At 38.7% G+C, this 23,563-nt stretch carries 21 protein-coding genes and 2 riboswitches; of the genes, 17 read left to right on the top strand and 4 right to left on the bottom strand.

Translation table 11 applies throughout. From position 1 onward, the window contains the following. The first annotated feature begins 268 nt into the window (after window positions 1-268). Window positions 269-991 (top strand): RluA family pseudouridine synthase, encoded by a 723-nt coding sequence (locus tag B2V92_RS13765; RefSeq protein ID WP_293309063.1) that lies wholly within the window; start codon window positions 269-271, stop codon window positions 989-991. A 75-nt stretch (window positions 992-1,066) separates the two neighbouring features. Further along, window positions 1,067-2,857: a chloride channel protein gene (locus B2V92_RS13760; protein WP_293309060.1), complete on the top strand. Its 1,791-nt coding sequence runs from the start codon at window positions 1,067-1,069 to the stop codon at window positions 2,855-2,857. A 206-nt stretch (window positions 2,858-3,063) separates the two neighbouring features. Here B2V92_RS13760 and B2V92_RS13755 read toward each other — a convergent pair whose 3' ends face one another. Together B2V92_RS13755 and B2V92_RS13750 are read right to left on the bottom strand one after the other, a co-directional pair. Beyond that, a complete protein-coding gene (locus B2V92_RS13755) occupies window positions 3,064-4,467 on the bottom strand; it encodes a sigma-54-dependent transcriptional regulator (RefSeq protein ID WP_293309058.1) in 1,404 nt (467 codons plus the stop codon). A gap of 105 nt (window positions 4,468-4,572) precedes the next feature. Continuing rightward, window positions 4,573-5,820: a serine hydrolase gene (locus B2V92_RS13750; RefSeq protein WP_293309055.1), complete on the bottom strand. Its 1,248-nt coding sequence runs from the start codon at window positions 5,818-5,820 to the stop codon at window positions 4,573-4,575. 83 nt (window positions 5,821-5,903) lie between these two features. Then, window positions 5,904-6,099: riboswitch (cobalamin riboswitch) on the top strand. 93 nt (window positions 6,100-6,192) lie between these two features. Here B2V92_RS13750 and B2V92_RS13745 point away from each other — a divergent pair. The 13 genes from B2V92_RS13745 to B2V92_RS13685 all read left to right on the top strand — a co-directional run bounded on the left by B2V92_RS13745 (window position 6,193) and on the right by B2V92_RS13685 (window position 20,971). Further along, window positions 6,193-8,229: a TonB-dependent receptor plug domain-containing protein gene (locus tag B2V92_RS13745; protein WP_293309052.1), complete on the top strand. Its 2,037-nt coding sequence runs from the start codon at window positions 6,193-6,195 to the stop codon at window positions 8,227-8,229. Continuing rightward, a complete protein-coding gene (locus B2V92_RS13740; protein WP_293309049.1) occupies window positions 8,226-9,359 on the top strand; it encodes a YncE family protein in 1,134 nt (377 codons plus the stop codon). Before B2V92_RS13745 ends, B2V92_RS13740 begins: the two co-directional genes overlap by 4 nt. Before the next feature lie 11 nt (window positions 9,360-9,370). Then, window positions 9,371-10,474 (top strand): YncE family protein, encoded by a 1,104-nt coding sequence (locus B2V92_RS13735; RefSeq protein ID WP_293309047.1) that lies wholly within the window; start codon window positions 9,371-9,373, stop codon window positions 10,472-10,474. A 33-nt stretch (window positions 10,475-10,507) separates the two neighbouring features. Next, window positions 10,508-11,644: a PKD domain-containing protein gene (locus tag B2V92_RS13730; protein WP_293309044.1), complete on the top strand. Its 1,137-nt coding sequence runs from the start codon at window positions 10,508-10,510 to the stop codon at window positions 11,642-11,644. A 55-nt stretch (window positions 11,645-11,699) separates the two neighbouring features. Next, a complete protein-coding gene (locus B2V92_RS13725; RefSeq protein ID WP_293309041.1) occupies window positions 11,700-12,632 on the top strand; it encodes a PKD domain-containing protein in 933 nt (310 codons plus the stop codon). A 9-nt stretch (window positions 12,633-12,641) separates the two neighbouring features. Continuing rightward, window positions 12,642-13,745, top strand: coding sequence for a DUF5074 domain-containing protein (locus B2V92_RS13720; RefSeq protein ID WP_293309038.1), 1,104 nt, complete (start codon window positions 12,642-12,644; stop codon window positions 13,743-13,745). Window positions 13,746-14,294: 549 nt separating this feature from the next. Beyond that, window positions 14,295-14,488: riboswitch (cobalamin riboswitch) on the top strand. Window positions 14,489-14,586: 98 nt separating this feature from the next. Continuing rightward, a complete protein-coding gene (locus B2V92_RS13715; RefSeq protein ID WP_293309035.1) occupies window positions 14,587-16,452 on the top strand; it encodes a TonB-dependent receptor plug domain-containing protein in 1,866 nt (621 codons plus the stop codon). Between the two features lie 40 nt (window positions 16,453-16,492). Further along, on the top strand, window positions 16,493-17,083 hold the full coding sequence (locus tag B2V92_RS13710; RefSeq protein ID WP_293309032.1) for a DUF6580 family putative transport protein: 591 nt from the start codon (window positions 16,493-16,495) through the stop codon (window positions 17,081-17,083). A gap of 436 nt (window positions 17,084-17,519) precedes the next feature. Continuing rightward, a complete protein-coding gene (locus tag B2V92_RS13705) occupies window positions 17,520-18,461 on the top strand; it encodes an ABC transporter substrate-binding protein (protein ID WP_293309029.1) in 942 nt (313 codons plus the stop codon). Window positions 18,462-18,489: 28 nt separating this feature from the next. Beyond that, entirely contained in the window at window positions 18,490-19,188 is a 699-nt protein-coding gene (locus B2V92_RS13700) for an SIR2 family NAD-dependent protein deacylase (protein WP_293309026.1), read from the top strand. Further along, window positions 19,178-19,903: a diphthine--ammonia ligase gene (locus B2V92_RS13695; RefSeq protein WP_293309021.1), complete on the top strand. Its 726-nt coding sequence runs from the start codon at window positions 19,178-19,180 to the stop codon at window positions 19,901-19,903. The genes B2V92_RS13700 and B2V92_RS13695 overlap by 11 nt, the downstream gene beginning before the upstream one ends. A 133-nt stretch (window positions 19,904-20,036) precedes the next feature. Beyond that, window positions 20,037-20,543 (top strand): YMGG-like glycine zipper-containing protein, encoded by a 507-nt coding sequence (locus tag B2V92_RS13690; protein WP_293309018.1) that lies wholly within the window; start codon window positions 20,037-20,039, stop codon window positions 20,541-20,543. 95 nt (window positions 20,544-20,638) lie between these two features. Then, a complete protein-coding gene (locus B2V92_RS13685; RefSeq protein ID WP_293309015.1) occupies window positions 20,639-20,971 on the top strand; it encodes a Dabb family protein in 333 nt (110 codons plus the stop codon). A gap of 831 nt (window positions 20,972-21,802) precedes the next feature. Here B2V92_RS13685 and B2V92_RS13680 read toward each other — a convergent pair. Then, window positions 21,803-22,054 (bottom strand): hypothetical protein, encoded by a 252-nt coding sequence (locus B2V92_RS13680; RefSeq protein ID WP_293309013.1) that lies wholly within the window; start codon window positions 22,052-22,054, stop codon window positions 21,803-21,805. A 10-nt stretch (window positions 22,055-22,064) separates the two neighbouring features. Beyond that, window positions 22,065-22,763 carry a DUF3291 domain-containing protein gene (locus tag B2V92_RS13675; RefSeq protein ID WP_293309010.1) on the bottom strand — a complete coding sequence of 233 codons (699 nt, stop codon included), beginning with the start codon at window positions 22,761-22,763 and terminating at the stop codon, window positions 22,065-22,067. 127 nt (window positions 22,764-22,890) lie between these two features. Between B2V92_RS13675 and B2V92_RS13670 the strand changes: the two genes are divergently transcribed. After that, the gene (locus B2V92_RS13670; protein ID WP_293309007.1) at window positions 22,891-23,370 is read left to right on the top strand and encodes a GAF domain-containing protein; all 480 of its coding nucleotides are present in this window, start codon (window positions 22,891-22,893) and stop codon (window positions 23,368-23,370) included. A 12-nt stretch (window positions 23,371-23,382) separates the two neighbouring features. Next, the coding region (locus B2V92_RS13665; protein WP_293309004.1) for a DNA-3-methyladenine glycosylase at window positions 23,383-23,563 on the top strand (181 nt) is incomplete at its 3' end.

The following is a 23,563-nucleotide window of genomic DNA, read 5'->3' as shown; positions in this document are numbered from 1 at the left end:
AGAGATCTATCTCGAGACAGATTTCTCGACTTCGCTGCGCTTCGCTCGAAATGACGTTAAATTAGGAGGGGTTGAGTGAGAAACCTCTTTGTCAATAATATTATTTTATATCATAAAAACCACTCAGAATTACAAAATGGGGGGAATACTTTAGTTTAGTTTAAAGTAGGGTTACTCAAACTGTTCATCAGACCCTGAAATAAATTCAGGGTGACGAATGCCTTAAAAAATAAAATCGTATTTTTGCGTTTCATTAATTACACACAGTTTGAAGTTTCCTAATTTTAAAGACCTTATTCTTTTCGAAGACAACGATTTTATTGTTATCAATAAACCTCCATTTTTAGCCTCGCTCGATGAACGTGGCGGATCAGGAGAAACCAATGTATTGCGTTTGGCAAAACAATATAGCGATGATGCACAGGTTTGTCACCGTTTGGATAAGGAAACTTCAGGTGCTTTGATTATTGCAAAAAATCCGGAAGGTTACCGTCATGCTTCTATGCAGTTCGAAAGAAGAAAGGTAAATAAGACTTACCATGCGGTAGTAGATGGGCATGTTATTTTTGATGATCTGACGGTTGATCTGCCGATTTTAAACGATGGCAATAAAAATGTAACCATTGATAGGGCCGAAGGTAAACGTGCCGAAACGATATTTAATTCTTTAAAATACTACAAACACTATACTTTGGTTGAGTGTAAGCCGATTACCGGCCGTATGCACCAGATCCGGATCCACCTCGCTACCCAAAGGGCTGCCATTGTTGGTGATGACATGTATAAAGGGAAACCGGTTTTTCTATCTTCGATCAAAAGAGGCTATAAATTAACCAAGGGTGAAGAGGAACAACCGATCATGAAACGTTTTGCCTTACACGCCCGTCATCTGGTGTTTAAAGGGCTGAACGATCAGGATATTGTGATCGATGCACCATATCCAAAAGATTTTGCCACCCTGATTAAGTTATTGGATAAATTTGATGCATAAAAGAGGCTTTTAAATTGGCTTCTCCGGCTTGTTTTTATTACTTTTGGGCATCGCCCTCTATTAAAAAACAATAGAATGTACATCAGATTTGTAAATTACCTTGATAAGATTAACCAATACCGTAAATCTAAAATATCAAACCGTAATTTCTTAATTATCCTTGCTGTAATTGTAGGGATTTTAGCCGGATTAGCAGCAGCCGCTTTAAAAAGTTTAACCCATCACATAGAAGAATTTCTTCAGTCAGATTGGCACTGGAAATATAAATACTACCTGTATTTTATTTTTCCGATGATTGGTATTTTTTTAACGGTGCTGTATATTAAATACTTTATCCGTAAAACGAAATTCGAAACAGGTTTAACTCCATTGCTTTATGCGATTTCGAAAAAATCGAGCAAGGTTGAAGCTCACAATATTTATTCCCAGATTATAACAGCAGCTGTTACCGTTGGTTTTGGGGGATCTACTGGTTTGGAGGCCCCGATTGTAACCAGTGGTTCGGCAATCGGATCAAATCTTGGCCGTTTACTGGGTTTATCGTACCGCGAAATTACCATGCTGGTTGCCTGTGGTGCAGCGGCAGGGATTGCTGGAGCTTTTAACAGTCCGGTGGCGGGTATTGTTTTTGCAATCGAAATCTTATTGCCCGAATTTACCATTCCAGCCTTTATTCCTTTGTTACTTTCTGCGGCAACGGCAGCAGTAGTGGCCAGGTTATTTTATACACAACAGCTTTTCTTTTTGGTTACAGAAGGGTGGAAGGTTAATGCTTTGCTCTATTATGTAATTCTGGCCTGTTTTATCGGTTTGTTCTCCATTTATTTTACGAAGGCAAATTATGCCGTTAAAGGGTTATTTTACAAAATAAAGCATCCTTATACCAAGGTGGTAGTGGGCGGATTAATGCTCGGTGCATTGGTGTTTCTATTTCCAACACTTTATGGCGAAGGATACATCACCATAAAAGGACTGTTAAAGGGCGACTATCAAGCGGTAATCAACAACAGTATTTTTGCTGATTATAATACCATTCCGGCATTGGTGGTTTTATTTACGGTTGTTACTATTTTTATGAAATCGATTGCTACTCTGGTGACCTTAGGAGCCGGTGGTAACGGAGGAACGTTTGCCCCTAGTTTGATTATGGGTGGTTTAATTGGATTTATTTTTGCCTATGTGGTCAATTTATCCGGTATAGCACAGTTAAACGTATCCAATTTTATTGTTGCCGGTATGGCTGCAGCTTTAGGATCCATTATGCATGCACCTTTAACAGGTATTTTCCTGATTGCTGAAATTACCGGAGGGTATATTTTAATGGTTCCGCTGATGATTACCACAGCGATTTCTTACGCCATTAACCGAAGTTCGCAAAAACATTCTATTTATACCAAAGCACTGGCCGATAAGGGAGAATTATTATCGCACGAAGATAAGGATACCACGGTTTTAAACCAGATGAAACTGAAATACCTGATCGAGAAAAGCTATCCACAGCTACGGATGGACGATCTGATTTCAATCAAAATGAATGAAATTATGCAATCGCATAAAAATGTAATAGCAGTTACTGATGAGGTGGGAGATTTTAAGGGAATCATTTATATCGAGGAGCTATTTAACGAAATGATCAGTAATTCGGATAAAGATCATTTACAGGCTTCTTATCTGGTTCAGCCGGCGCCAAATACGATTGCAGAAAACGATGACCTGAAGCTGGTATTGGAGAAAATGGAACAGGATAATGTTTGGATTTTACCAGTATTAACCGCACAGAACCAATACCTGGGTTTTGTATCTAAAACGGCAATCTTTAATAAATACAGGGCATTGCTGATGAGGCAAAATGATTATATGGGGTAGAGGTTGGTGTGTTGATGCGTTTAAATATTGTAAAGCTCGTGTTTATGTTATTAGAAGGGGATGTTGGATTGTTTTAAGGTTGAAAAGTTGCAATGTTCCGTTGGTTGCCAAAGATGGATCTAATATTGCAACATTTGAATTTAGAAAGGTTGGAATATTGTCTGGATAACCTTTGAACATTCCAACCTTCTAACTTTTCAACTTAATTACTCAGCTCTTTTTAAACCGAATTTCTCGATTTTGCTGTATAAGTGACTTCTTTGGATATCAATTTCATCAGCAGTTTTTGATACGTTCCAATTGTTTTTTTCCAGTTTGAATTTGATAAACTCACGTTCGGCATGGTCTTTATAATCCTGGAAATTATTGAACGAATCGAATGATGAAGTTAATGCAGAGCCACCTGCGCCGGCAATCTGTGCACTTGTTGCTGCACCGATATTTGTTCCTCCGCCCGGGTTGGCAAATGCCCTCACATCATTTTCGGTAATTACCTTATCACTCAAAATAATTAAACGCTCAATCATATTGTGCAGCTCACGCACGTTACCAGTCCATGGTAATGCTTGTAAAGCTGTCATACCGCCATCATTTATTTTTTTAACCGGCATACCGTAATCACTGCATATACTTTCTAAAAAGTTCTGCGCAATAACCGGAATATCGTCAGTACGTTCTGTTAAGTGCGGAACATGGATATTGATTACATTTAAACGGTGATACAAGTCCATACGGAAGTTACCATCTTCAATTTCCTTTAAAAGATCTTTATTGGTTGCTGCCAATACGCGTACATTTACCTCAATTTCCTTTTCGCCACCAACGCGTGATATTTTATGTTCCTGCAGGGCACGTAAAACCTTTGCCTGGGCCGATAAACTCATGTCCCCAATCTCATCCAGAAATAAAGTTCCGCCATTCGCCAGTTCAAATTTACCGATACGTTGCTTAACGGCCGAAGTAAATGAACCTTTTTCGTGTCCAAATAGTTCACTTTCAATTAATTCGGAAGGAATTGCAGCACAGTTTACCTCAATTAACGGGCTATCGGCACGGTTCGATTTTTCGTGCAACCAACGGGCTACCAGTTCTTTACCACTACCGTTTGCGCCTGTAATGAGTACACGAGCTTCGGTTGGGGCAACACGCTCGATAGTTTCCTTAATTTTAGAAATACTTTCTGATTCCCCTAAAATTTCGCGGGTTTTACTGGCTTTGCGTTTTAAAACCTTGGTTTCGGTAACCAAATTTCCACGGTCTAAACCATTACGTACTGTGATGAGTAAACGGTTTAAATCAGGTGGTTTCGAAATGAAATCGAAGGCTCCTTTTTTACTGGCTTCGATGGCGGTTTCAACTGTTCCATGACCGGAAATCATAATGAAAGGAAGGTCGGGTTTAATGATCTGTGCCTGTTCGAGCACTTCCATACCGTCCATCTTGTTCATCTTGATATCGCAGAGCACCAGGTCGAAATTTCCTTTTTTGATCATTTCGAGGCCGTCGATACCATTATCGATATCTTCAACATCATAATTTTCATACTCCAGAATTTCGCGTAAGGTACTCCTTATCGCACGCTCATCGTCAATTATTAATAATTTAGCCATTAGAGATGTATTCTTCTATTTGAAATGCGAATATATTATTTTTTAATTAATGTATAGTTTTTTATACAATTTATAGGCTATAAACCCAAAAGAGGAAGAAAGGTTTTAATGTTTGTAATCCATTTTGAATTTACTTAAATCTGGTCGATGCTTTTTGGTCCTATTTAATTCCAGATCATAAATGGTTTTACCCAGGTTTTTCATAAAAGGAAAACAAACCGTATCGTATTCGTATTTATTATCATTGTAAATGCCATCTTCATTGCTTTGTACAACCGCAGTAAGGAAATATTCTATCCCGTTTTTAAAATCAACGAAATAGGAGTTATCAATAATATAACCGTAGCTATCGCCATATTTATTAAATATCCTAATGTTTGGATCAGGCGTAACCTGTTCGCGGCCATAATAGAGCATTTTTGCGTAAGTAGACCAAAATTCTTTCGGATCGTATTTTGGGAAATCGCTTTCCGTTGGGTATTTGCTCATGTAGGTATAAATCAACTTATAATCTTCGGCAGTGAGGTTAAACCTTTCTTTAACAGGGAATGCTTCCGGAAAAATCAGCTTTTGCATCAACTTTTGCTGATCGTTAATGGCAAATGCATTTTTTCCAGCCAAACTAAAAGGTTTGTTTATCAATTTATCAGTACTATCCATATAACCTTTACCCATCACCAGGTTGGTTAATTGCAGTTCGTATTCTTTTGGATCATACTGCTCTGGCTGGCTGTACACTAAATTATCACCATTATAGAATTTAATAGGATTAGTGTGCTTGGCCGATTCGCCGGCGTCGCCAATGGCCAAACGGTTTAAAATCCGGCTATCGTTTAATCCGTTTGCTTTTAGCTTATCATTTATTTCGGTACGACCAATGAATTCGAATAATCTGTTAAAAGCATCATTATCGCTGGTAAGCAGGATTTTTTTTACATAATGCTCAATAGAAGGCAGTCCGTTTTTAGCGCTGGTATCTTTTAAAACTTTCGTTTGTCCTTTATACGCACTATCGGTAATCATCGTGCTTTTAGCAGTTAAACCCGTATTCTTTAAACGGTTTACCTTTTCCAAGGCAAAAATTACCGCAGCAAGTTTAACCGTACTGGCAGGGTAGAAATAGTGGTGCGGATCTAAATTGTAGCTGAAGGTTTTAAATATGGGCTTGTTCTTCGCATCGCGGTTAATCTGGGTGTAGAGAATCTGTATCTGGTTATGATCTGGGTGATTAAGCACGGCCGAAAAAATTTCTGGTTTGCCTTCCATTAATTTCTTTAAGAAAACGGTATCGGTTTTTTGTGCCATAACAGATAAACTGATCAACGATAATGCAACGGTTAAAATTCTTTTCATGATCGAAAATTTGATTCCTAATTTAGGTTTTTCTGTTATAAAGACCGTTTTCCATCACGCATTTTACATGTTGTTTAATTTTGTTACCTTTGCAGCGCTTTTGGTTTCCGGTTTTACACCCGGAATTAAAAGGGAATACAGTGTAAATCTGTAACTGTCCCGCAGCTGTAAGCTCCTTAACGGATTTCCAATCAATCTGCCACTGTTCCAACTTGTTGGGATGGGAAGGCCGGAAACCCGGGAGTAAGTCAGAAGACCTGCCTTAGCATTATATTTCATAGCTTTCGGGGATTGAAGCTAGGGGTGATGTACTTACGTTTTCGTATTTCATTTCTTTTCATCTGTTGGCTGTGGGTTAAACTCACAATCAAAATGACTCAAAAACATTCTGCCATTGCGGGCAAAATGCGGTTTTTTATATATTCTTCCATTTTGTGGATAGCATTTCTATTGCCTTTAAATAGCCATGCGCAAACAGACAGTACCAAAAAAGCAACGCAGCTTCAGGAAGTCCAGATCAGGGAATACCGCTTAACGGAGCAGAGTAAATCGCCAACACCTGTTCAGATTTTATCAGCCGAAGACCTTAAAAGGATCAACAGTTTATCGGTTGCTGATGCCATCCGGTATCTTTCTGGTGTACAGTTAAAAGATTATGGTGGAATAGGAGGTTTAAAAACAGTAAATGTGCGCAGCTTGGGCACTAACCATACCGCTGTTTTTTTGGACGGTATCCAGATTGGCAATTCGCAGAACGGACAGGTAGATTTGGGAAAGTTTTCACTGAATAACCTCGAAGAAATTGCTTTATATAGTGCTCAGAAGCCCGAATTACTTCTTCCGGCAAAGGGTTACGCTTCGGCCAGTAGTATTTACCTAAAAACAAAAGAGCCTGACTTTGAAAAAAACGAAAACCAAAAGATTGAACTGGGCTTAAAAGCGGGATCGTTCGGATTGATCAATCCATCATTGGTTTACCTGTACAAAATTAATGATAAACTGCACGCCAGTATCAATACCGAATATATCAATTCTGATGGGAAATATAAATATAGGTACACTAACGGTGTTTTCGACACTACTGCGGTAAGAAATAATGGCGATGTAGAACGTTTCCGCCTACAGGCAGCACTATTCGGCAAGCTTAGAAATGGAAAATGGAATGTACAGGCTTATTCATTCTTATCGGATAGGGGATTACCGGGAGCAATTGTTGCCAATAGGTTTGATTTTACACAAAGAATCTGGGATCGCGATTTCTTTGTTCAGGGAAGTGCTGAGAAAAAACTATCGGATAAATTTACCGTACTGTTAAATGGTAAATATACTTACAGCTACCAACGTTATCTTGATCCTGATTATGTTACTACCACCGGTTTTTTAGATAACCGTTTTAAAGATCAGGAAGCTTACCTGTCTGTTTCAGGTAAATACAGAATAAGCCCGATATGGGAAGCTGCGTATGCATCTGATTATACCTACCAAACCTTAGATGCCAATATTTACCGCTTTGCTTACCCAAGTAGAAACTCGTTTTTAAATGTGTTAAGTTCATCTTTAACACTGGAACAGTTTAATGTACAGGCAAGTGTGTTAAGTACAAGTGTTTACGATCGCGTAAAAGTTTATTCCTCATCAGGTAATAAACAGGTATTCAGTCCAACGGTAATGCTTTCGTGGAAAGTGTTTAAACATCATGACATCAGGATCAGGGCTTTTTACAAAGATATTTTCAGGATGCCCACCTTTAACGATCTGTACTATACCTTTATCGGTAATACCCTGTTAAGACCCGAGTATACCAAACAGTACAATGTTGGTGTAACTTATTTCAAAAACTTTAATAACCGGAAACTAAAGTTTATCGATATCCAGTCTGATATTTATTATAACCGCATAAAAGATAAAATTGTGGCACAGCCAGGGGCCAACCTGTACCGCTGGATTATGTACAACATCGGTTTGGTTGATATACGCGGTTTAGAGCTTAACGCCAAAACAGCATTCGAGCCTTTAAACCATCTGGTGGTTAATTTAGGCGTCAATTATACCTATCAAAAAGCGGTTGATGTTACCTCGAAACAGCAGGAAACCTACAAAGATCAGATTCCATACATTCCCAAAAACAGTGGTTCCTTTTTGGCTAAGCTGGATTATCATCAATGGCATGCCAACTACGGTTTTATTTATACCGGTTTCCGTTACAACCAAAAGGCAAACAACATTTACAATTATATGGAACCATGGTACACCCACGATGCGGCCATTGGTTATGAATTTAAGTTAAAAAAAGGCAGTATCAATATTAATGGCGAAATAAATAACCTGCTTAACCAATACTACGATCTCATTCCGAATTTCCCAATGCCCGGCAGAAACTACAGGTTAACCCTAAACTATAAAATATGAAACATTTAAAGTTTTTGATAACTATCCTGGCTTTTCCGTTGATCATTATCAGCGCCTGCAGAAAAGATCCGCAACCCTTACCATCAGAAATTACCAGGGTAGAGCCGGAGCCAACGTCTGCAATTAAAGGTTTCTATCTGGTTAACGAAGGCAATATGAATATGAACAAGGCCTCCTTAGATTACATGGATCTGGTAAATGGAATTTACACCCGCAATTTATACAACCAGGTAAATCCAGAGGTAACCAAAGGTTTGGGCGATGTGGGGAATGATATTGGCCGTTATGGAACTAAGCTTTATGTGGTGGTTAACATATCCAATAAGGTTGAGGTCTTAAATGTAAAAACCGGAAAAAAGATCGGGCAGATCAATATCACCAATTGCCGTTATGTTACTTTTAGCAATGGTAAGGCTTATGTAAGTGCTTATTTGGGCAAGGTTGGCGATCCTAAGGCACCAAATGGAATTGTAGCCGAAATCGATACTACAGCCCTCAAAATAAACCGTACAGTTGAAGTAGGTCGGCAGCCCGAAGAAATGGCCATTATCGGCAATAAATTATATGTGGCCAACTCTGGTGGTTATAGTCCGCCGGATTACGAGCATACCGTTTCTGTCATCGATCTAACCAGTTTTACCGAGACTAAACGTATTGAAGTAGCCATAAACCTCGACCGTGTTAAAGCAGACAGTTATGGCGACCTTTATGTTACCTCGCGTGGCGATTATTATACCATTCCCTCAAAACTTTTTGTTATTGATACACAGAGCGATCAGGTTAAAAAGATATTCAATATTGCTGCAGGTAACCTGGTGATAGACGATGATTACGCTTATATCTATAGCACAGAATGGAATTACATTGAAGGCAAGAACAAGATAACCTATAACATGATCAATGTAAAGGACGAAACCATAATGGACCGAAAATTTATTATGGATGGTACCGAAAAAGATATCAAAGTGCCTTATGGTATAGCCGTAAACCCGATCAGCAAAGATGTTTATGTAACCGACGCTAAAGATTATGTGAGTCCGGGCAAATTACATTGTTACAGTCCCGAAGGCCGCCTCAAATGGTCGGTTAGCACAGGCGATATCCCAGCCCACATTGCATTTGTAAACTAAATCTAAATCATATGAAAAATCTCTACAGAAACAACATTTTAATTTTGGCCGCTATTGTGGTGTTCTTCATTTCATCCTGCAAAAAAGATGGCGCTGAAATAGCCGACAAAACGCAGGTGATACCAGAGACCAAAGGTATTTATATGCTTTGCGAAGGGTTAATGGGCATTGGTAACAGCGCCATCTCTTATTACGATATTGCCACAAAAACTGCTGTTGCCGATTATTATAAACAGGTAAATAATGCGGAGTTAGGTGAAACCGCAAACGACTTAGAACAGTATGGAAGCAAAATGTACTGCGTTGTGGCTGGTATACAGGGTAAAAAAGAATCTTTCCTGGATATTATTGACATTAAAACCTGCAGATCGTTAAAAAGGATTTCTTTTAATTCGGCAACTGATGGTTATATCCCAAGGTTCGTGGCTTTTTACAAGGATAAAGCATACGTTTCGCGTTATGATGGGAAAGTAAGCCGTATTGATACTGCATCAATGGCCATTGATGGAGAAATTATGCTCTCAGAAGGATTAGAGCAATTGGCAGTAGCCAACGGAAAGTTATATGTATGTAATTCATCACATCCTTACTATCAGAACGGCGGTAAAAACAAAGTATCAGTAATCGATCTGGCCACCTTTACCAAAACAAAAGATATTACTGTAAACAATAATCCGGTAAGGATACAGACAGCTGATAATGGCGATCTGTTTGTGGTATGCTGGAACGATTATATCATTAATAACAATCCATCATTGGATAGAATAAGTAGTGTAAGCGATACAAAAATAGCTTCTTATGGTTATGATCTGGGAGCTATTGCGATTAACGGCTCTGCAGCTTACGTATCCAAAGATATTTATAGCAATCCCGATATCAAAGCCTTAAATACTACCAATGGTGCATTTAGTTCGAGTTTAATTACCGATGGACATACCATAAACATCATTTATGGATTAACCATTAATCCGTTCAGTAAAGAAGTAATGGTTGCTGATGCAAATAGCTACAATGGTACAGCAGGTACTGCTTATTGTGTTGGGACAGATGGTAAGGTTAAATTCAGTTTTGCCACAGGGGTACTGCCGCAACATGCTGTATTCAATTACAAATAGTTAAAAACACCAAATAACGATATATAATAACAGATGAAAAAAAGTTACCTGATTTTAATGCTCGGCATTGCAACCTTGATCTACAGCTGTAAAAAAGATGATAAAGAAGTAGCGCCAGATGTTAACCTCTCTATTAAGGGAGAAACTTTAACCGGAAAAGTAAACAGCAAAACAGCTTTTGTTGCCGGAACAAATAATGGCAAAGGCTTTAACCACGAATGGAAACTGGATGGTAAAGTGGTAAGCACTGCCTATAATTTCGATTTTACACCAAACACAGCCGGTACTTATGTAGTAGAGTATACTGCGAGCAACAGTTCTGGTTCATTCTCCCATAAATATACTGTAACGGTTCCTGTTCCTGTGGTGGCAATAAGCCCTAATAGTACCAAATTTATCACTACTGTTTTCGAATACCTGCCGGCACCAGGACAGTTTATTAATGAAAGTTTGGGAAGTTTGGCCGGAGCCCAAAAAATTATTGGCGATGTATCCCAAACCGGTCTTGTTAGTTTGGGTGGATTTGGCGGCTATATTATTTTCGGTTTCGACCATTCTGTGGTGAACAATGCCGGTGCAGATCTGGCTATTTACGGTAACCCGATTGGGGGCACAACGCCTTGGGCCGAGCCGGGCATCGTGATGGTGAGTCAGGATGTAAACGGAAACGGTAAACCCGATGATGAGTGGTACGAATTGGCAGGTAGCGAATACAACAACCCGTTAACCGTTAAAAATTACGAAATCACTTATACCAACCCGAAAGGTTTTGCCAATGTAAGCTGGACAGATAACCAGGGGAATAGTGGAACCTATGATGTAAACAACTTCCACAGACACAATTTTTACCCTGAATTTGCTCCCGATCAGGAAAAATTAACCCTTAAAGGAACCCTATTGCCTTCTACATGGGGTAAAAATGGCAGTATTTTCATAAACAGCGCATTTCCATGGGGATATACCGACAGCTGGTCTACCGGTGATGATTATGCCACTAAAAGGTACAACAGCTTTGATTTAGATTGGGCAGTTGATAAAAATGGAAAGAAAATAGCCTTAAATACCATCGATTTCGTAAAGGTTTACACCGGTCAGCGCGAAAAAGGAAATACACTTTTGGGTGAAATATCAACCGAGGTTAAAGGAGCCGTGGATTTAGGTATTAAATAGATCTATCAAAAAAAAGATTATCTGAATTAACGCTCTTTTTTTCAATAATCTTAATATGAAAACAAAATCTATCATCACATTAATGCTTTTGTCTGCAGCACTTTTTTCGTGTAAAAAGGAAAATGCTGTTGAAAAGGAAGGCGATGGCGACAAGCCCGCCGCTCCCCAATCGCCTTATTTAAGTAAAATATACGAATTTAAACAAGCGCCAGGGCAATTCACCAACGATCTCGTTAAAACGGATATCCTTATCGGTAGTGCAGGCAATGGTCTGGTTTCGCTTGGTGCTTATGGCGGTTTCATTGTATTTGGTTTCGATCACAGCGTGACTAATGCAACCGGTGCCGATCTTGGTATTTATGGCAATCCATTAACAGGCGTTGATATGGAATTTTCTGAGCCTGGCATTGTATGCGTAATGCAGGATGTGAACAAAAACGGTTTGCCTGACGATGTTTGGTACGAACTTGCAGGTAGCGAATATAACGCTGCAACAACCATCAAAAATTACAAAATTACCTATTACAAACCTGCAAAAATTACCGATGATGTACGCTGGACGGATAACCAGGGTAAAGAAGGGGTTGTGCTCAGAAACCAATTCCATGCACAGGATTATTTCCCATCGTGGGCAACCACAAACGAAATTTCTTTTACCGGAACACTACTTAAAAATACCTTAACCGCCGGCGATATCATCACCAATAAACCTTTTGCTTTTGGTTATTCGGATAATGGATCCAACGAATACATTGCTTTACAGGAATCGTTAGGAAGGGGTTATAATACTTTCGATATCGATTGGGCGGTTGATGCAACCGGTAAAAAAGTAAATCTTTCCGCTATCGATTTTGTGAAGGTATACACCGGGCAGAATAGTAATGGAAATCCTTTCAGTCCCGATAACAATAACGAACGATCGCGCTACCTGGGCGAAATCTCTACCGAATTTGGCGGAGCGGTTGATCTTAAACTTTTAAAAAAATAAATACACAATATGAAACAATTCAACTTAAAGCAATTATTAGTAGGCGCATTATTTCTTACGATAGGTCTGTACTCTTGTAAAAAAGACGGCGTAGAAAACCAGCAGGTAGCTCCTGTTGACGGCAAGTACGAAAATGGCTTTTTTGTAATCGGCGAAGGTTCTTACGCGCAAAATTCGGGTGCGGTGAGTTTTTACCATTATGGCGATGATACCCTTAATATCAGGGCTTATGAAAAAGAAAATCCAGGCAAAATATTATCAAATACTGCCAAAACCAGTACGCTACAATTTGCTTCAATTATAAACGGAAGTATTTATTTAATGTGTAAGGTAAATGGCCCGATTGTAAAAATTAACGAATATACATTAAAAGAAGAAGCAAGATACGCACAGGAAGCCAGCAACTGGAGAAGCATTATACAGGTTGAGGGAAACAGGGGATTGGTGAGCGCAAACGATGGTGTTTACCAGATCGACCTGAATTCGTTGGCAGTGCAGAATAAATTGACTTCGGTTGGCGCTTTAAACACCGGCGATATGTGGAAGAAAGACGGTTACATATACCTGTCTCAAAGTAATGGTGCTAAAATTATAGCCGCTAATAACTATTCGCTGGTTAAAAGTTTCTCCAATGTTAACCGCGGTTTCGCACAAACACCAAATGGTAAAGTTTGGACTTCTACCGGAAGCCGTTTGATCGCTATCGATAACAATCTGGATACCACAGGTGTGGCCTTACCGGTGGCATTAGGTACTTTTGGATTAGATGCGCCAACACGTATCACCGCATCCACAAAAGAAAATGCCGTTTTTTATCATTCAGGTAAAAATATCTATAAATATGTGGATGGTAACCCTGTATCATTAGCGCAGCCTTTCATCACTATTGCCGAAGATCCATTTATGGTTTACGGCGCTATCCGTTATGATAAAAACAAAGATTACATTGTGGTAAACGGTATTCAAGGTTATGGTGCAGCAGCTACAGTAAACTACTTATTGATTTATAATGCATCAACCGGCTCATTAGTAAAAAGAATTAAATATGGTGGCGATGGTGTTACCACCGATTTTACAAAGATATTTTTTAACGATTTGGCCATCTTCCATTAAAATGCCACTATTAACCTCTCAAATGTTAAAGGCCTGAATTATTGCGGGCCTTTTTCATTTCATGGCTTGTGTCCCATGGTTTGTGTTCCATGGTTTGTGTCCTCACAAACCATCGCGTCCACTCAAATTAAATTGAAATCGCATCTCAATAGACTCGATTCGTATCAAAATACATTGAATTAGTATCTTGATACACTGAAAATGTATCTAATTACATACAAATCATATCAAAATACACTGAATTAGTATCTCGCAACACTCAAATAGTATCTAATTACATACAAATCGTATCTTGAGACATTAAAAATGTATCTAATTGCATACAAATCAAATCGTTAGAGGATCGATGTATATCAAAATAAATTTATATTGTAATCCTCGTCCCATGGTTTGTGTCGCATGGTTTGTGTCCCCACAAACCATCGCATTTACTCCCTTTGTATATCTAAAATTATATCAATTATAGTGAAATAGTATCTCGGAAGAGTTGAATCATATCAAATTAGTTTGCCCTTATATCCAGGTCTTTCCGCTAACCACTCTTTTTACTACATTTGCAATGCTTTTGGTTTCCGGCTTTACAACCGGAATTAAAAGGGAATACAGTGTAAATCTGTAACTGTCCCGCAGCTGTAAGCTCTATAACGTTTTTCAATCTATACGTCACTGTCCATTTAACTACCGGACGGGAAGACAGAAAACCGGGAGCAAGTCAGAAGACCTGCCTTTAGCGTTTAATTTCATAGCTTTCGGGGATTGAAGCTAGGATTGAGATATTAACGTTGTTCGTATTTTCATTTCCTTTTCTAATCTGTTTGCTGTGGGCAAAACTCACAATCAAATGAACAAAAAAAGTATGCTAACTGTAGCTGGCCTGGGCTTAGCACAGTTAATGATTAGCCAGTTGGCTAATGCTCAAAAACAGGACAGTTTACAACTGAAAGACGTTGTAATTTCTGCAACCAAAAATGATCAGAAGCAATCACAAACCGGTAAAGTGGTTACCATCATCAGTCGCGAAGTATTAGAACGCAGCAATGGTAAATCGTTACCCGATTTGCTTAGCGAACAGGCAGGTATTATCATCAGTGGCGGCAATAGTAGCCAGGGTAAGGATAAAAGCATATTTATTAGAGGTGCACTTGGTGGCTATGCGCTGGTTCTTATCGATGGTATTGTGCAAAACGATCCGGCAAGTGTAAGTGGAACATTTGATTTACGTTTATTTTCAATCGATCAGATCGATCACATTGAGATTCTAAAAGGTGGCCAGTCAACGATTTATGGGTCGGATGCAGTTGCTGGTGTAATCAATATCATTACAAAAAAAGGTGGCCCAAAAGGTAATACCATTTATGGTGTAGCCAGTGGAGGAAGTTTCGAAACCTACAAAGGCACAATCGGTTTGAATGGAGAGGTGGAAGGATTTTCTTACAACATCAATTATACCCATCTTAAAACCGATGGGATATCGGAAGCAGCTACACCGGTAGGAAGTAGTGCAATATTTGACAAAGACGGATTTAAAACAGATGGTTTAAACGCTAATTTCGGGATTAAACTGGATAAAAATTTCTCAGTAAATCCGTTTTTACGTTATTTCTATGGCAATTACAAAATAGATGAAGGTGCCTTTACCGATGGTTTACCAACCAATAACTCTATTCTGAAACAGTTTAGCGCCGGCTTTAATGCGGAGTATAAATTAAACACTGGCAAAATAACACTTAATTACAGTCACGAAAGTAACTCCAACGATGTAAATTCTAGCTATCAGGGCTATCCGAGCCAGTTTCTAAATTTTGGCAAAATCAATGTGATCGATTTGTTCTATAATCAGAAACTGGGTAGTAAATTAGATTTGCTTGTTGGTATTGATAACAGAAAAATGAAGCTGGTTACCGATACTAAAAATCCTACAACCAATATTTTCGCCGCTTATGGGTCATTATTTTTGCATGATTTAAGTGTATTTAACCTTGAAGTTGGCGGACGTTACAACAAACACGATCAATATGGCGAAAACTATACTTATTCAGTAACACCAAGTATTAATATTATAAAAGAAATAAAATTATTTGGAACCGTATCTACGGCATTCAAAATTCCTACGCTTAACATGTTGTTTGGTCAGTATGGAGCCAATCTTGGTCTGAAACCTGAAAAATCTCAAAATTACGAAGCCGGTGTAAATTTTAACATTGACGATGAGCTATTTACATTACGCCTTGCAGGTTTCAAACGCGATTTAACCGATGCCATTGTGTATACCACAGGTTACATTAACCAGGCAAGCCAAAAGTATAAAGGCTTTGAAGTAGAGCCAGCCATTAAATTCAGTGTATTTAATGTTAATGGTTATTATGCTTACGTAGAGGGAAATACCGGAACGCTCAACTATTTGATCCGTAGACCAAAGCATACATTTGGGATCAATGCTGGTGCACAAGCTACAGATAACTTATATGTTAGCGCAAATTTCCATTATTTTGGCAAACGTTTCGATACCAATTTTAGCTCTTATTCAGACGAAGTGTTACCATCTTATAATTTGTTAAATGCTTATGTTGAATACGCATTGGCCAAAAAACGTGTAAAGCTATTTTTTGATGCAAAAAATATCCTGAACAAGAAATATAGCGAAATTATTGGTTATAATACACCTGGTTTCAACTTTAATACAGGCGTTACTTTTAATATACACTAATAAAATTTAACTTTGCGGTATAAATATTAACCAAAATAAAATGTCTCATTTAAAATTCAATCCACGCACTTTGATTTTGTTGTTGATGATTCTGGTAATTACGGGCTTCCGTTTGCTGGTAACATTTAACTCTGATGAATTAAAGTTTGCCAATTTCTCATCAATAGGTGCAGTAGCCTTGTTTGGGGGAGCATATTTTAAAGATCATATTAAAGCATTTGCCTTTCCGATATTGAGCCTGTTTTTAAGCGATTTCATTTTATCAATCACCATATTCAGCAAATACAGCAGCGGTTTTTTATACGAAGGCTGGTACTGGACTTATATTGCATTCGCTTTAATGGTGCTGGTTGGCAGGGTTTTACTTAAAAAAGTAAATGTGGTAAATTTATTGGCTTCAACATTGGTTATTGTTTTAATCCATTGGATTGTAACCGATTTTGGTGTTTGGTTTAAAAACCCATCTTACACACAGGATTTAGCCGGCTTTTGGTTATGTTTAGAAAGGGCAATTCCATTCGAGATCAGATTCCTCGAAGGAACCGTAATTTACGGCGCATTGCTTTTCGGTGCTTTCGAAATTTTAAAAGCGAAATACCCGGTATTAAAACTGCAAACACAAACAGCATAACTGGAATTACCTGGTTGGCAGCATACCACCAAACCATAATAAATATAAATCCTCTTTTGATTAAATTCAAAAGGGGATTTTTTTTAACATAGAACAAGTCGTGATGCTGATCCGATAACTATCGGATTTATTTCAATATCTAGTAAAGGCCGCGTTAAATTTATTATGCGCAACGTAAAACTCAGGTGAGCTAAGGTGTCTAAGGTGGTCAAAAAAATAAAGACTACGTCGTTTAATTTTTCACCATTTAAGGAATATAAGACCGTGTAAGCTTATATGGTACTTAAATGTCTTACATGGTCAAAAAAACGATACCGATTACCTGATGTCTCACCAATCTCTAGGAAATAAATAAAAAACCACTTTTAATAAATCAAAAAAAGATTTTTTTAACTTAGAACGTCAATTACATTTTACCTTTTACATCTTCCATTAAATGAAAGTCGTTTCCTTTTTGCCAGCTGCCACCAAAATGATCTACGATATGGGCCTTCAGGAATACCTGTACGGTGTAACATTCGAATGCCCGAAAGAAGCTGCAGATCAGCCAAAGGTTGTACGCTGCATACTCGAAGGCAAAAACTATTCGAGTATCGAAATCGATCGTATATTTTCTGCCTCCAAAGCACAGGGCAAAAGTTTGTACTGGGTAGATGATGAACTTTTAGAAAGTATTGCGCCCGATGTAGTTTTCACACAGGATATCTGCGAAGTCTGCAATATCGATACCGTTTGTACCGAAACTGCAGTGATGAAGCTGAGCAAACAGCCAACTTTGGTTCCATTATCGCCAAATAACCTTCAGGATGTTTTTGAGTGCGCCATAACCATTGCCAGGGCTTTGGGTAAAGAAGAAGTTGCCTTAAATTACCTGGCAGGCTTACAAAGAAAAACCGATCATATTTTAGATCAACTGAGGGCAAACCGTGCACCTTTAAAGCGTGTAATGCTGATGGAATGGATAGAACCCATATACAATTGTGGGCATTGGATTCCTTTTCAGATTGCCGCCGCAGGTGGGGTAGATATGTTATCAAATCCGGCCGGAGATTCGATCGTTACCCACTGGGATAAAATTCTGAAATACAACCCCGAGGTTTTGGTGATTGCACCATGTGGTTTTGATCAAAAAAGAAGTCTCGAAGAAATGCAATTATTAACGTCAAAACCAGGTTGGGGTAAGCTCGAAGCCGTTAAAAACAATCAGGTTTACATTGCCGATTTTGATATGTTTACCCAGCCAAGCATAGGCACTTTGGTAGAAGGCATCCAAGCTTTGGCCTGCATGTTCCATCCAGGGATTTTTAAGGCAGATGATCACATAGCGAAAAAGTTCATCAACCTCAACTTATCTGTGCAATCACTTAAATCAGTGTAATCATTTAATTAGTGTAATCATATTATCTGTGGGATCATTTTCAAAAATAGTTGTATTAACAGGGGCAGGGATCAGTGCCGAAAGTGGGTTAAAAACATTCCGCGATTCTGATGGATTATGGGAAGGCTATAATGTATATGATGTGGCCACACCCGAGGCCTGGGAAAGAAACCCGGAACTTGTACAGGAGTTTTATAATGAAAGAAGAAGACAGGTTTTAGCTGCAAAGCCCAACCTGGCGCATCAGATACTGGCAGCGCTTGAAAAGGATTTTGATGTTGAAATTATCACTCAAAATATAGATGATCTGCACGAAAGGGCAGGTTCTACAAAAGTTACCCACCTCCACGGCATAATTACCAGGTCGCAATCCGATCTTCGTCCAAATTTAACCTATCCAATTGAAGGCTCAGAAATTAAAATGGGCGAACTGTGCGAACTGGGTTCACAATTACGTCCACATGTGGTTTGGTTTGGCGAAGCTGTGCCGATGATTGAGGTGGCTGCCAAACTCTGCAAGCAGGCAGATATATTTGTGCTTATTGGTACTTCGCTGGCTGTTTATCCGGCAGCGGGACTAATAGATTTTGTTCCTTCTGTGATAGATAAATACATTATCGACCCCAAAACACCAGATGTAAAGCGTTATAAAAACGTAATCAATATCGAAAAAAATGCAGTAGAAGGCATGGCAGAACTTAAAGCAATTTTAACCAATGCCCTATAAAAAGATCTGCATTTTTAACTGGAGCGGAGGTAAAGACAGCACCTTAGCGCTTCATTATGTGCTGCAGGATCCTACGATAGAAATCCGATACCTTATTACAACTGTTACCGAAAAATATAACCGCGTATCCATGCACGGTGTAAGGGAAACACTGCTGGTCAAACAGGCAGAAAGTATAGGGATTCCATTATATCAGATCCGTTTGGGTGAAATGCCCGATATGGAAACTTACGACAGTGCCATGAAAACGCATCTTTCTAAATTTAAGGAAGAAGGCATTACGCATTCTATTTTTGGCGATATCTTTCTGGAGGATTTACGCTTATACCGCGAAAATAAACTGGCCGAAATTGGTCTTCAGGCTATTTTTCCCTTATGGAAAAAGGATACGAAAAAACTAATCAATGATTTTTTAGACCTGGGCTATAAAACGATCATTGTTTGCACCCAGCAAAACCTAAAAGAAATCTGTGGAAAAGTAATCAGCATTGATTTAATTAACCAACTTCCTGCTGATATAGATCCATGTGGCGAAAACGGAGAGTTCCATACTTTTGCTTTCGAAGGACCTATTTTTAGGAAAAAAATTGCTTTTACAGTAGGAGAACAGGTATTCCGAACTTATAATGCACCCGCCAAAACCGATTCAGATAACGATTCACACTGTTCATTTACAGCGCTTTCCGGTTTCTGGTATGCTGATTTATTGCCATAATTTTTAATTTTCAAAACATTTTGGCATCATTTTTTCTTTAGTACTTATAATTAACTAAATCGCACATCCCAAAATGAAACCTGTTTAGCAAGGTTAGGTAGCTGAACAAGCGTCATGTAAAAAATTTAAAGTCATGAAAAAGATATTGGTAGTAATCGCATTAAGTACTTCAGTTTTGTTTGCTTGTAACAATAAAGCAAAAGAAGAAGCTGCATTAAAACAACAGCAGGCAGAAAAACAATTGGCCATTAAAGCTGTAAAAGATAGTTTGAGGTTAGATAGCTTTAATAAAGCTGCCGCAGCCAAAGTAGAGCAGGAAAAAGAAGCTAAACACCAGGCAGAATTAGCCGCAGCCAGAAGGGCAGGCGCAGCATCATCACGATCGTATGCAAGCTCTGGTTCTGGTGGTAGCTCAAGTGGTGCTTACGGTGGTACACAACCAACCGCTAAGAAAAAAGGCTGGAGTGATGCCGCTAAAGGTGCCGTAATTGGTGGTGTTGGTGGTGCAGTAGGTGGCGCTTTAATCGATAAGAAAAAAGGTAGAGGTGCTATTATCGGTGGATTAGTTGGTGCCGGTGGCGGTTATTTAATCGGTAGAGGTGAAGACAGAAAATCTGGCCGTGTGCAACCTAAAAACTAGATTTTATTCAGAATATATTAAGAGTCCCGATTTTACATCGGGATTTTTTTATGCCTAATAAAAAAGGATTGATATATTTAGCAAAAAAAGAACCCATGACAGAAACCGCAGATAAAGGCCAGATCCAACACTTTGTAATGTTCTGGTTAAAGCCCCAGTTAACAAAAACCGAAATTGCCGACTTCGCCAATTTTTTCGAAAGCTTAAAACCGATCAAATACATTAAGACTTTAAGTTATGGTTTAGCTGCCAATACACCTGTGCGTCCGGTTACTGATAATTCTTTTACTTATTCGCTTACCATTACTTTCGACAACATCGTTGATCATAATGCTTACCAGGAAGATAAAACGCATTTAGATGCAGTAGAAAAGTTCTCTAAAAACTGGTACAGGGTAGTGGTGCACGATACGGTGATTTCGGTTTAAGATATCGAATTTAACCACAGATGCGCACAGATAAATACAGATTGCTCTTTGCGCATTTTTATTCTTCTGTCATACTGAGCGCAGCACGGAATCTTCCCGAAATCCGTCTTTCTGCCATTTCCATAGATCCGTCATTTCGACCTTAGTGGAGAAATCTATTAAGTCAAGTTTCTATAATTTAACCTTCATCTACTCGCGTAAAAGATTGCTTCACGCTATGTACAATCCTGCGCTTCGGTTCGCAATGACGGTTGTTACTTGATTTGTCGTCAACCTGAACTTGTTTCAGTGGCTCTCTTCATAGTTTTAACCACAGATGCGCACAGATAAACACAGATTTATTTTTGCGCTTTTTTATTCTTCTGTCATCCTGAACGCAGCACGGAATCTTCCCGTAATCCGTCTTTCTACCATTTCCATGGATCCGTCATTTCGACCGTAGTGAAACGTAGTGGAGCAATCTATATCAAGTTAAATTTTAAGAATAGATCTCTCCATTCCACTGCGTTCCAGTCGAGATGACGTTTTGGAGTTAGAAGTAAAAAGTGGCGTCACCCTGAACTTGTTTCAGGGGCTCTTACTGTGTCTTGTTAGCAAATGGACTAATAACCAAGAATTAACAAACCTCCCATATATTTGGCGAAATCAAGCTGCAGAATTATATTTTGTATTATTGCTTAATGATCAGTATATCAGTTAATTATGTTGTTTTATTTAAATTAATACTCGTGAAACTGATCGTTTTTTTAACTGAAAAACACCAAAAATTCAGAATATAATTTCGAATAAATGTTAAATTAACTGTAAGTCAATTAGTTATGTTGTTTATTTCTAATATTGATGCCTTTTATAGGCTGCTGTGAAGTCTGCACGCATCACTTTAAACTTTTCTATAACCGTTTGGATAAATTCTTCATCTAGGATTTCAAATACATCATTTACGCCTCCTCCACTCAGGTCAAGTTCTGCCAGTTTGTAGCTCTGCTCAAAAGTGCCCTGTTCAAACTTGACGATGAATTTCTGGTTCATCGAAAAAATGGTAATCTTACATTCCGGATGTGGAAGTTCTGCTACTACTCTCATGTTATTGTGTTTATTCGTTTGTATTATTGATTGAGGCGCCATTTAAAGTTCCCCAGCTATCTAGAATCTCGAAGCGGGCAAATAGTTCCTCTTTGTACCATGCGCGTTCCCTTGTAAGCTTAATTACGTCAGAATGATCAGCGGATTTGTAGGCGTAGGCTTTCATGCTTTCTGCATCTTCCCAAACTGAAAAAGTTGCCTGGTCAAAAAAAGGGTTTTCGCCAATGCCGGCTGACATCACGAAGCCTGGGGATTTGCGCATCGCATCCGCAGCTCTTTTAATGTTCTGTTTAAACTCTTTAAGTTTATTGAACCTGATTGCTGCCCTGGTGATTACAGCGATTTTGCCAATATGTTTCTTGTTTATTGAGTCTGTCTTAAATGGTTCTTTTTTAGACCATAAGCCATGGCTTGATAAAGGACTTAATAAGATGGTAAAGCTTTCAAATCCAAAAAAATTGAACCATCCGATCACAAAAGAATTTTTGTAAAAAGCATCGCAATCCTCTTGATTTTCCCAAGTAGTCAAAACAGCCCAGTATTTATAGTCTGGAGCCAGATCTACCTGCGCATCTTTGCCGCTGCCCATTAATTTCCAGAACCTGCAGCGTTTATTTAACCACAGCGGAATCCTTAAAGCTGCCATCCCAATAAAAGCAAAGGGTATGGTAATGCCGCGGAATTTGGTAATGGTTAAAGCTACAATCATCAGGTAAGGCTTAATTTGCCAAAACTAATGATTTTAAGGATAGCTTATCGTTCAAATTTTCGTCATTAAAAGCAAACCAGTCCAACATCTCATAAATCATGATTAACTTTGGGTACAGAAAAATAATATGGCAGAAGATTTAATCATAACCCGCGATACAGGCAAAGAGGAGCAATATCAATCCATCATTCCGCAGATTGAGGCACTATTGTACGGAGAAACAGATTTTATTGCTAACCTCGCAAATGTAGCAGCTGCGCTTAAAGAGCAGTTCAATTGGTTTTGGGTAGGGTTTTATCTTGTTAAGCAGGATGAATTGGTGCTTGGTCCGTTCCAGGGGCCGGTTGCCTGTACAAGGATAAAAAAAAGCAAAGGTGTTTGCGGAACTTCGTGGGCAGAAGCGCAAACCATTATAGTTCCCGATGTGGAAGAATTTCCGGGCCATATTGCCTGTGCATCGGCATCAAGATCAGAAATCGTTCTGCCTTTAATTGTTAATGGCGAAGTAATTGGTGTGCTTGATGTAGATAGCGAGTTTTTGAATAAATTTGATGAAACAGATCGGGTTTATTTAGAGCAGGTTATCGCTATTCTGTTAAATAGATAATTTATATATAATTTGAAGTTAGAACCCGCGTATTACCTGAATGAAGATGTGGTTGGTCTTGCTAAAGATCTGCTGGGTAAGGTGTTGTATACCAAAATCGGCGACGAAATTACCGCTGGTATCATTGTAGAAACAGAAGCTTATTTCGGGGTAAAAGATAAAGCTTCGCATGCTTATGGCGGTCGGCGCACTA

Source organism: Pedobacter sp. UBA5917, from assembly GCF_002432345.1.
Classification (GTDB): domain Bacteria; phylum Bacteroidota; class Bacteroidia; order Sphingobacteriales; family Sphingobacteriaceae; genus Pedobacter.
This window is presented reverse-complemented; position numbering and strand designations above follow the sequence as displayed.

Coding starts and splice junctions, on each gene's coding strand:
- B2V92_RS13710 (WP_293309032.1), top strand. CDS start 16,493: ATGTCTCATTTAAAATTCAATCCACGCACTTTGATTTTGTTGTTGATG.
- B2V92_RS13670 (WP_293309007.1), top strand. CDS start 22,891: ATGGCAGAAGATTTAATCATAACCCGCGATACAGGCAAAGAGGAGCAA.
- B2V92_RS13695 (WP_293309021.1), top strand. CDS start 19,178: ATGCCCTATAAAAAGATCTGCATTTTTAACTGGAGCGGAGGTAAAGAC.
- B2V92_RS13750 (WP_293309055.1), bottom strand. CDS start 5,820: ATGAAAAGAATTTTAACCGTTGCATTATCGTTGATCAGTTTATCTGTT.
- B2V92_RS13740 (WP_293309049.1), top strand. CDS start 8,226: ATGAAACATTTAAAGTTTTTGATAACTATCCTGGCTTTTCCGTTGATC.
- B2V92_RS13725 (WP_293309041.1), top strand. CDS start 11,700: ATGAAAACAAAATCTATCATCACATTAATGCTTTTGTCTGCAGCACTT.
- B2V92_RS13685 (WP_293309015.1), top strand. CDS start 20,639: ATGACAGAAACCGCAGATAAAGGCCAGATCCAACACTTTGTAATGTTC.
- B2V92_RS13705 (WP_293309029.1), top strand. CDS start 17,520: ATGAAAGTCGTTTCCTTTTTGCCAGCTGCCACCAAAATGATCTACGAT.
- B2V92_RS13675 (WP_293309010.1), bottom strand. CDS start 22,763: ATGATTGTAGCTTTAACCATTACCAAATTCCGCGGCATTACCATACCC.
- B2V92_RS13720 (WP_293309038.1), top strand. CDS start 12,642: ATGAAACAATTCAACTTAAAGCAATTATTAGTAGGCGCATTATTTCTT.
- B2V92_RS13715 (WP_293309035.1), top strand. CDS start 14,587: ATGAACAAAAAAAGTATGCTAACTGTAGCTGGCCTGGGCTTAGCACAG.
- B2V92_RS13745 (WP_293309052.1), top strand. CDS start 6,193: ATGACTCAAAAACATTCTGCCATTGCGGGCAAAATGCGGTTTTTTATA.
- B2V92_RS13680 (WP_293309013.1), bottom strand. CDS start 22,054: ATGAGAGTAGTAGCAGAACTTCCACATCCGGAATGTAAGATTACCATT.
- B2V92_RS13730 (WP_293309044.1), top strand. CDS start 10,508: ATGAAAAAAAGTTACCTGATTTTAATGCTCGGCATTGCAACCTTGATC.
- B2V92_RS13760 (WP_293309060.1), top strand. CDS start 1,067: ATGTACATCAGATTTGTAAATTACCTTGATAAGATTAACCAATACCGT.
- B2V92_RS13755 (WP_293309058.1), bottom strand. CDS start 4,467: ATGGCTAAATTATTAATAATTGACGATGAGCGTGCGATAAGGAGTACC.
- B2V92_RS13735 (WP_293309047.1), top strand. CDS start 9,371: ATGAAAAATCTCTACAGAAACAACATTTTAATTTTGGCCGCTATTGTG.
- B2V92_RS13690 (WP_293309018.1), top strand. CDS start 20,037: ATGAAAAAGATATTGGTAGTAATCGCATTAAGTACTTCAGTTTTGTTT.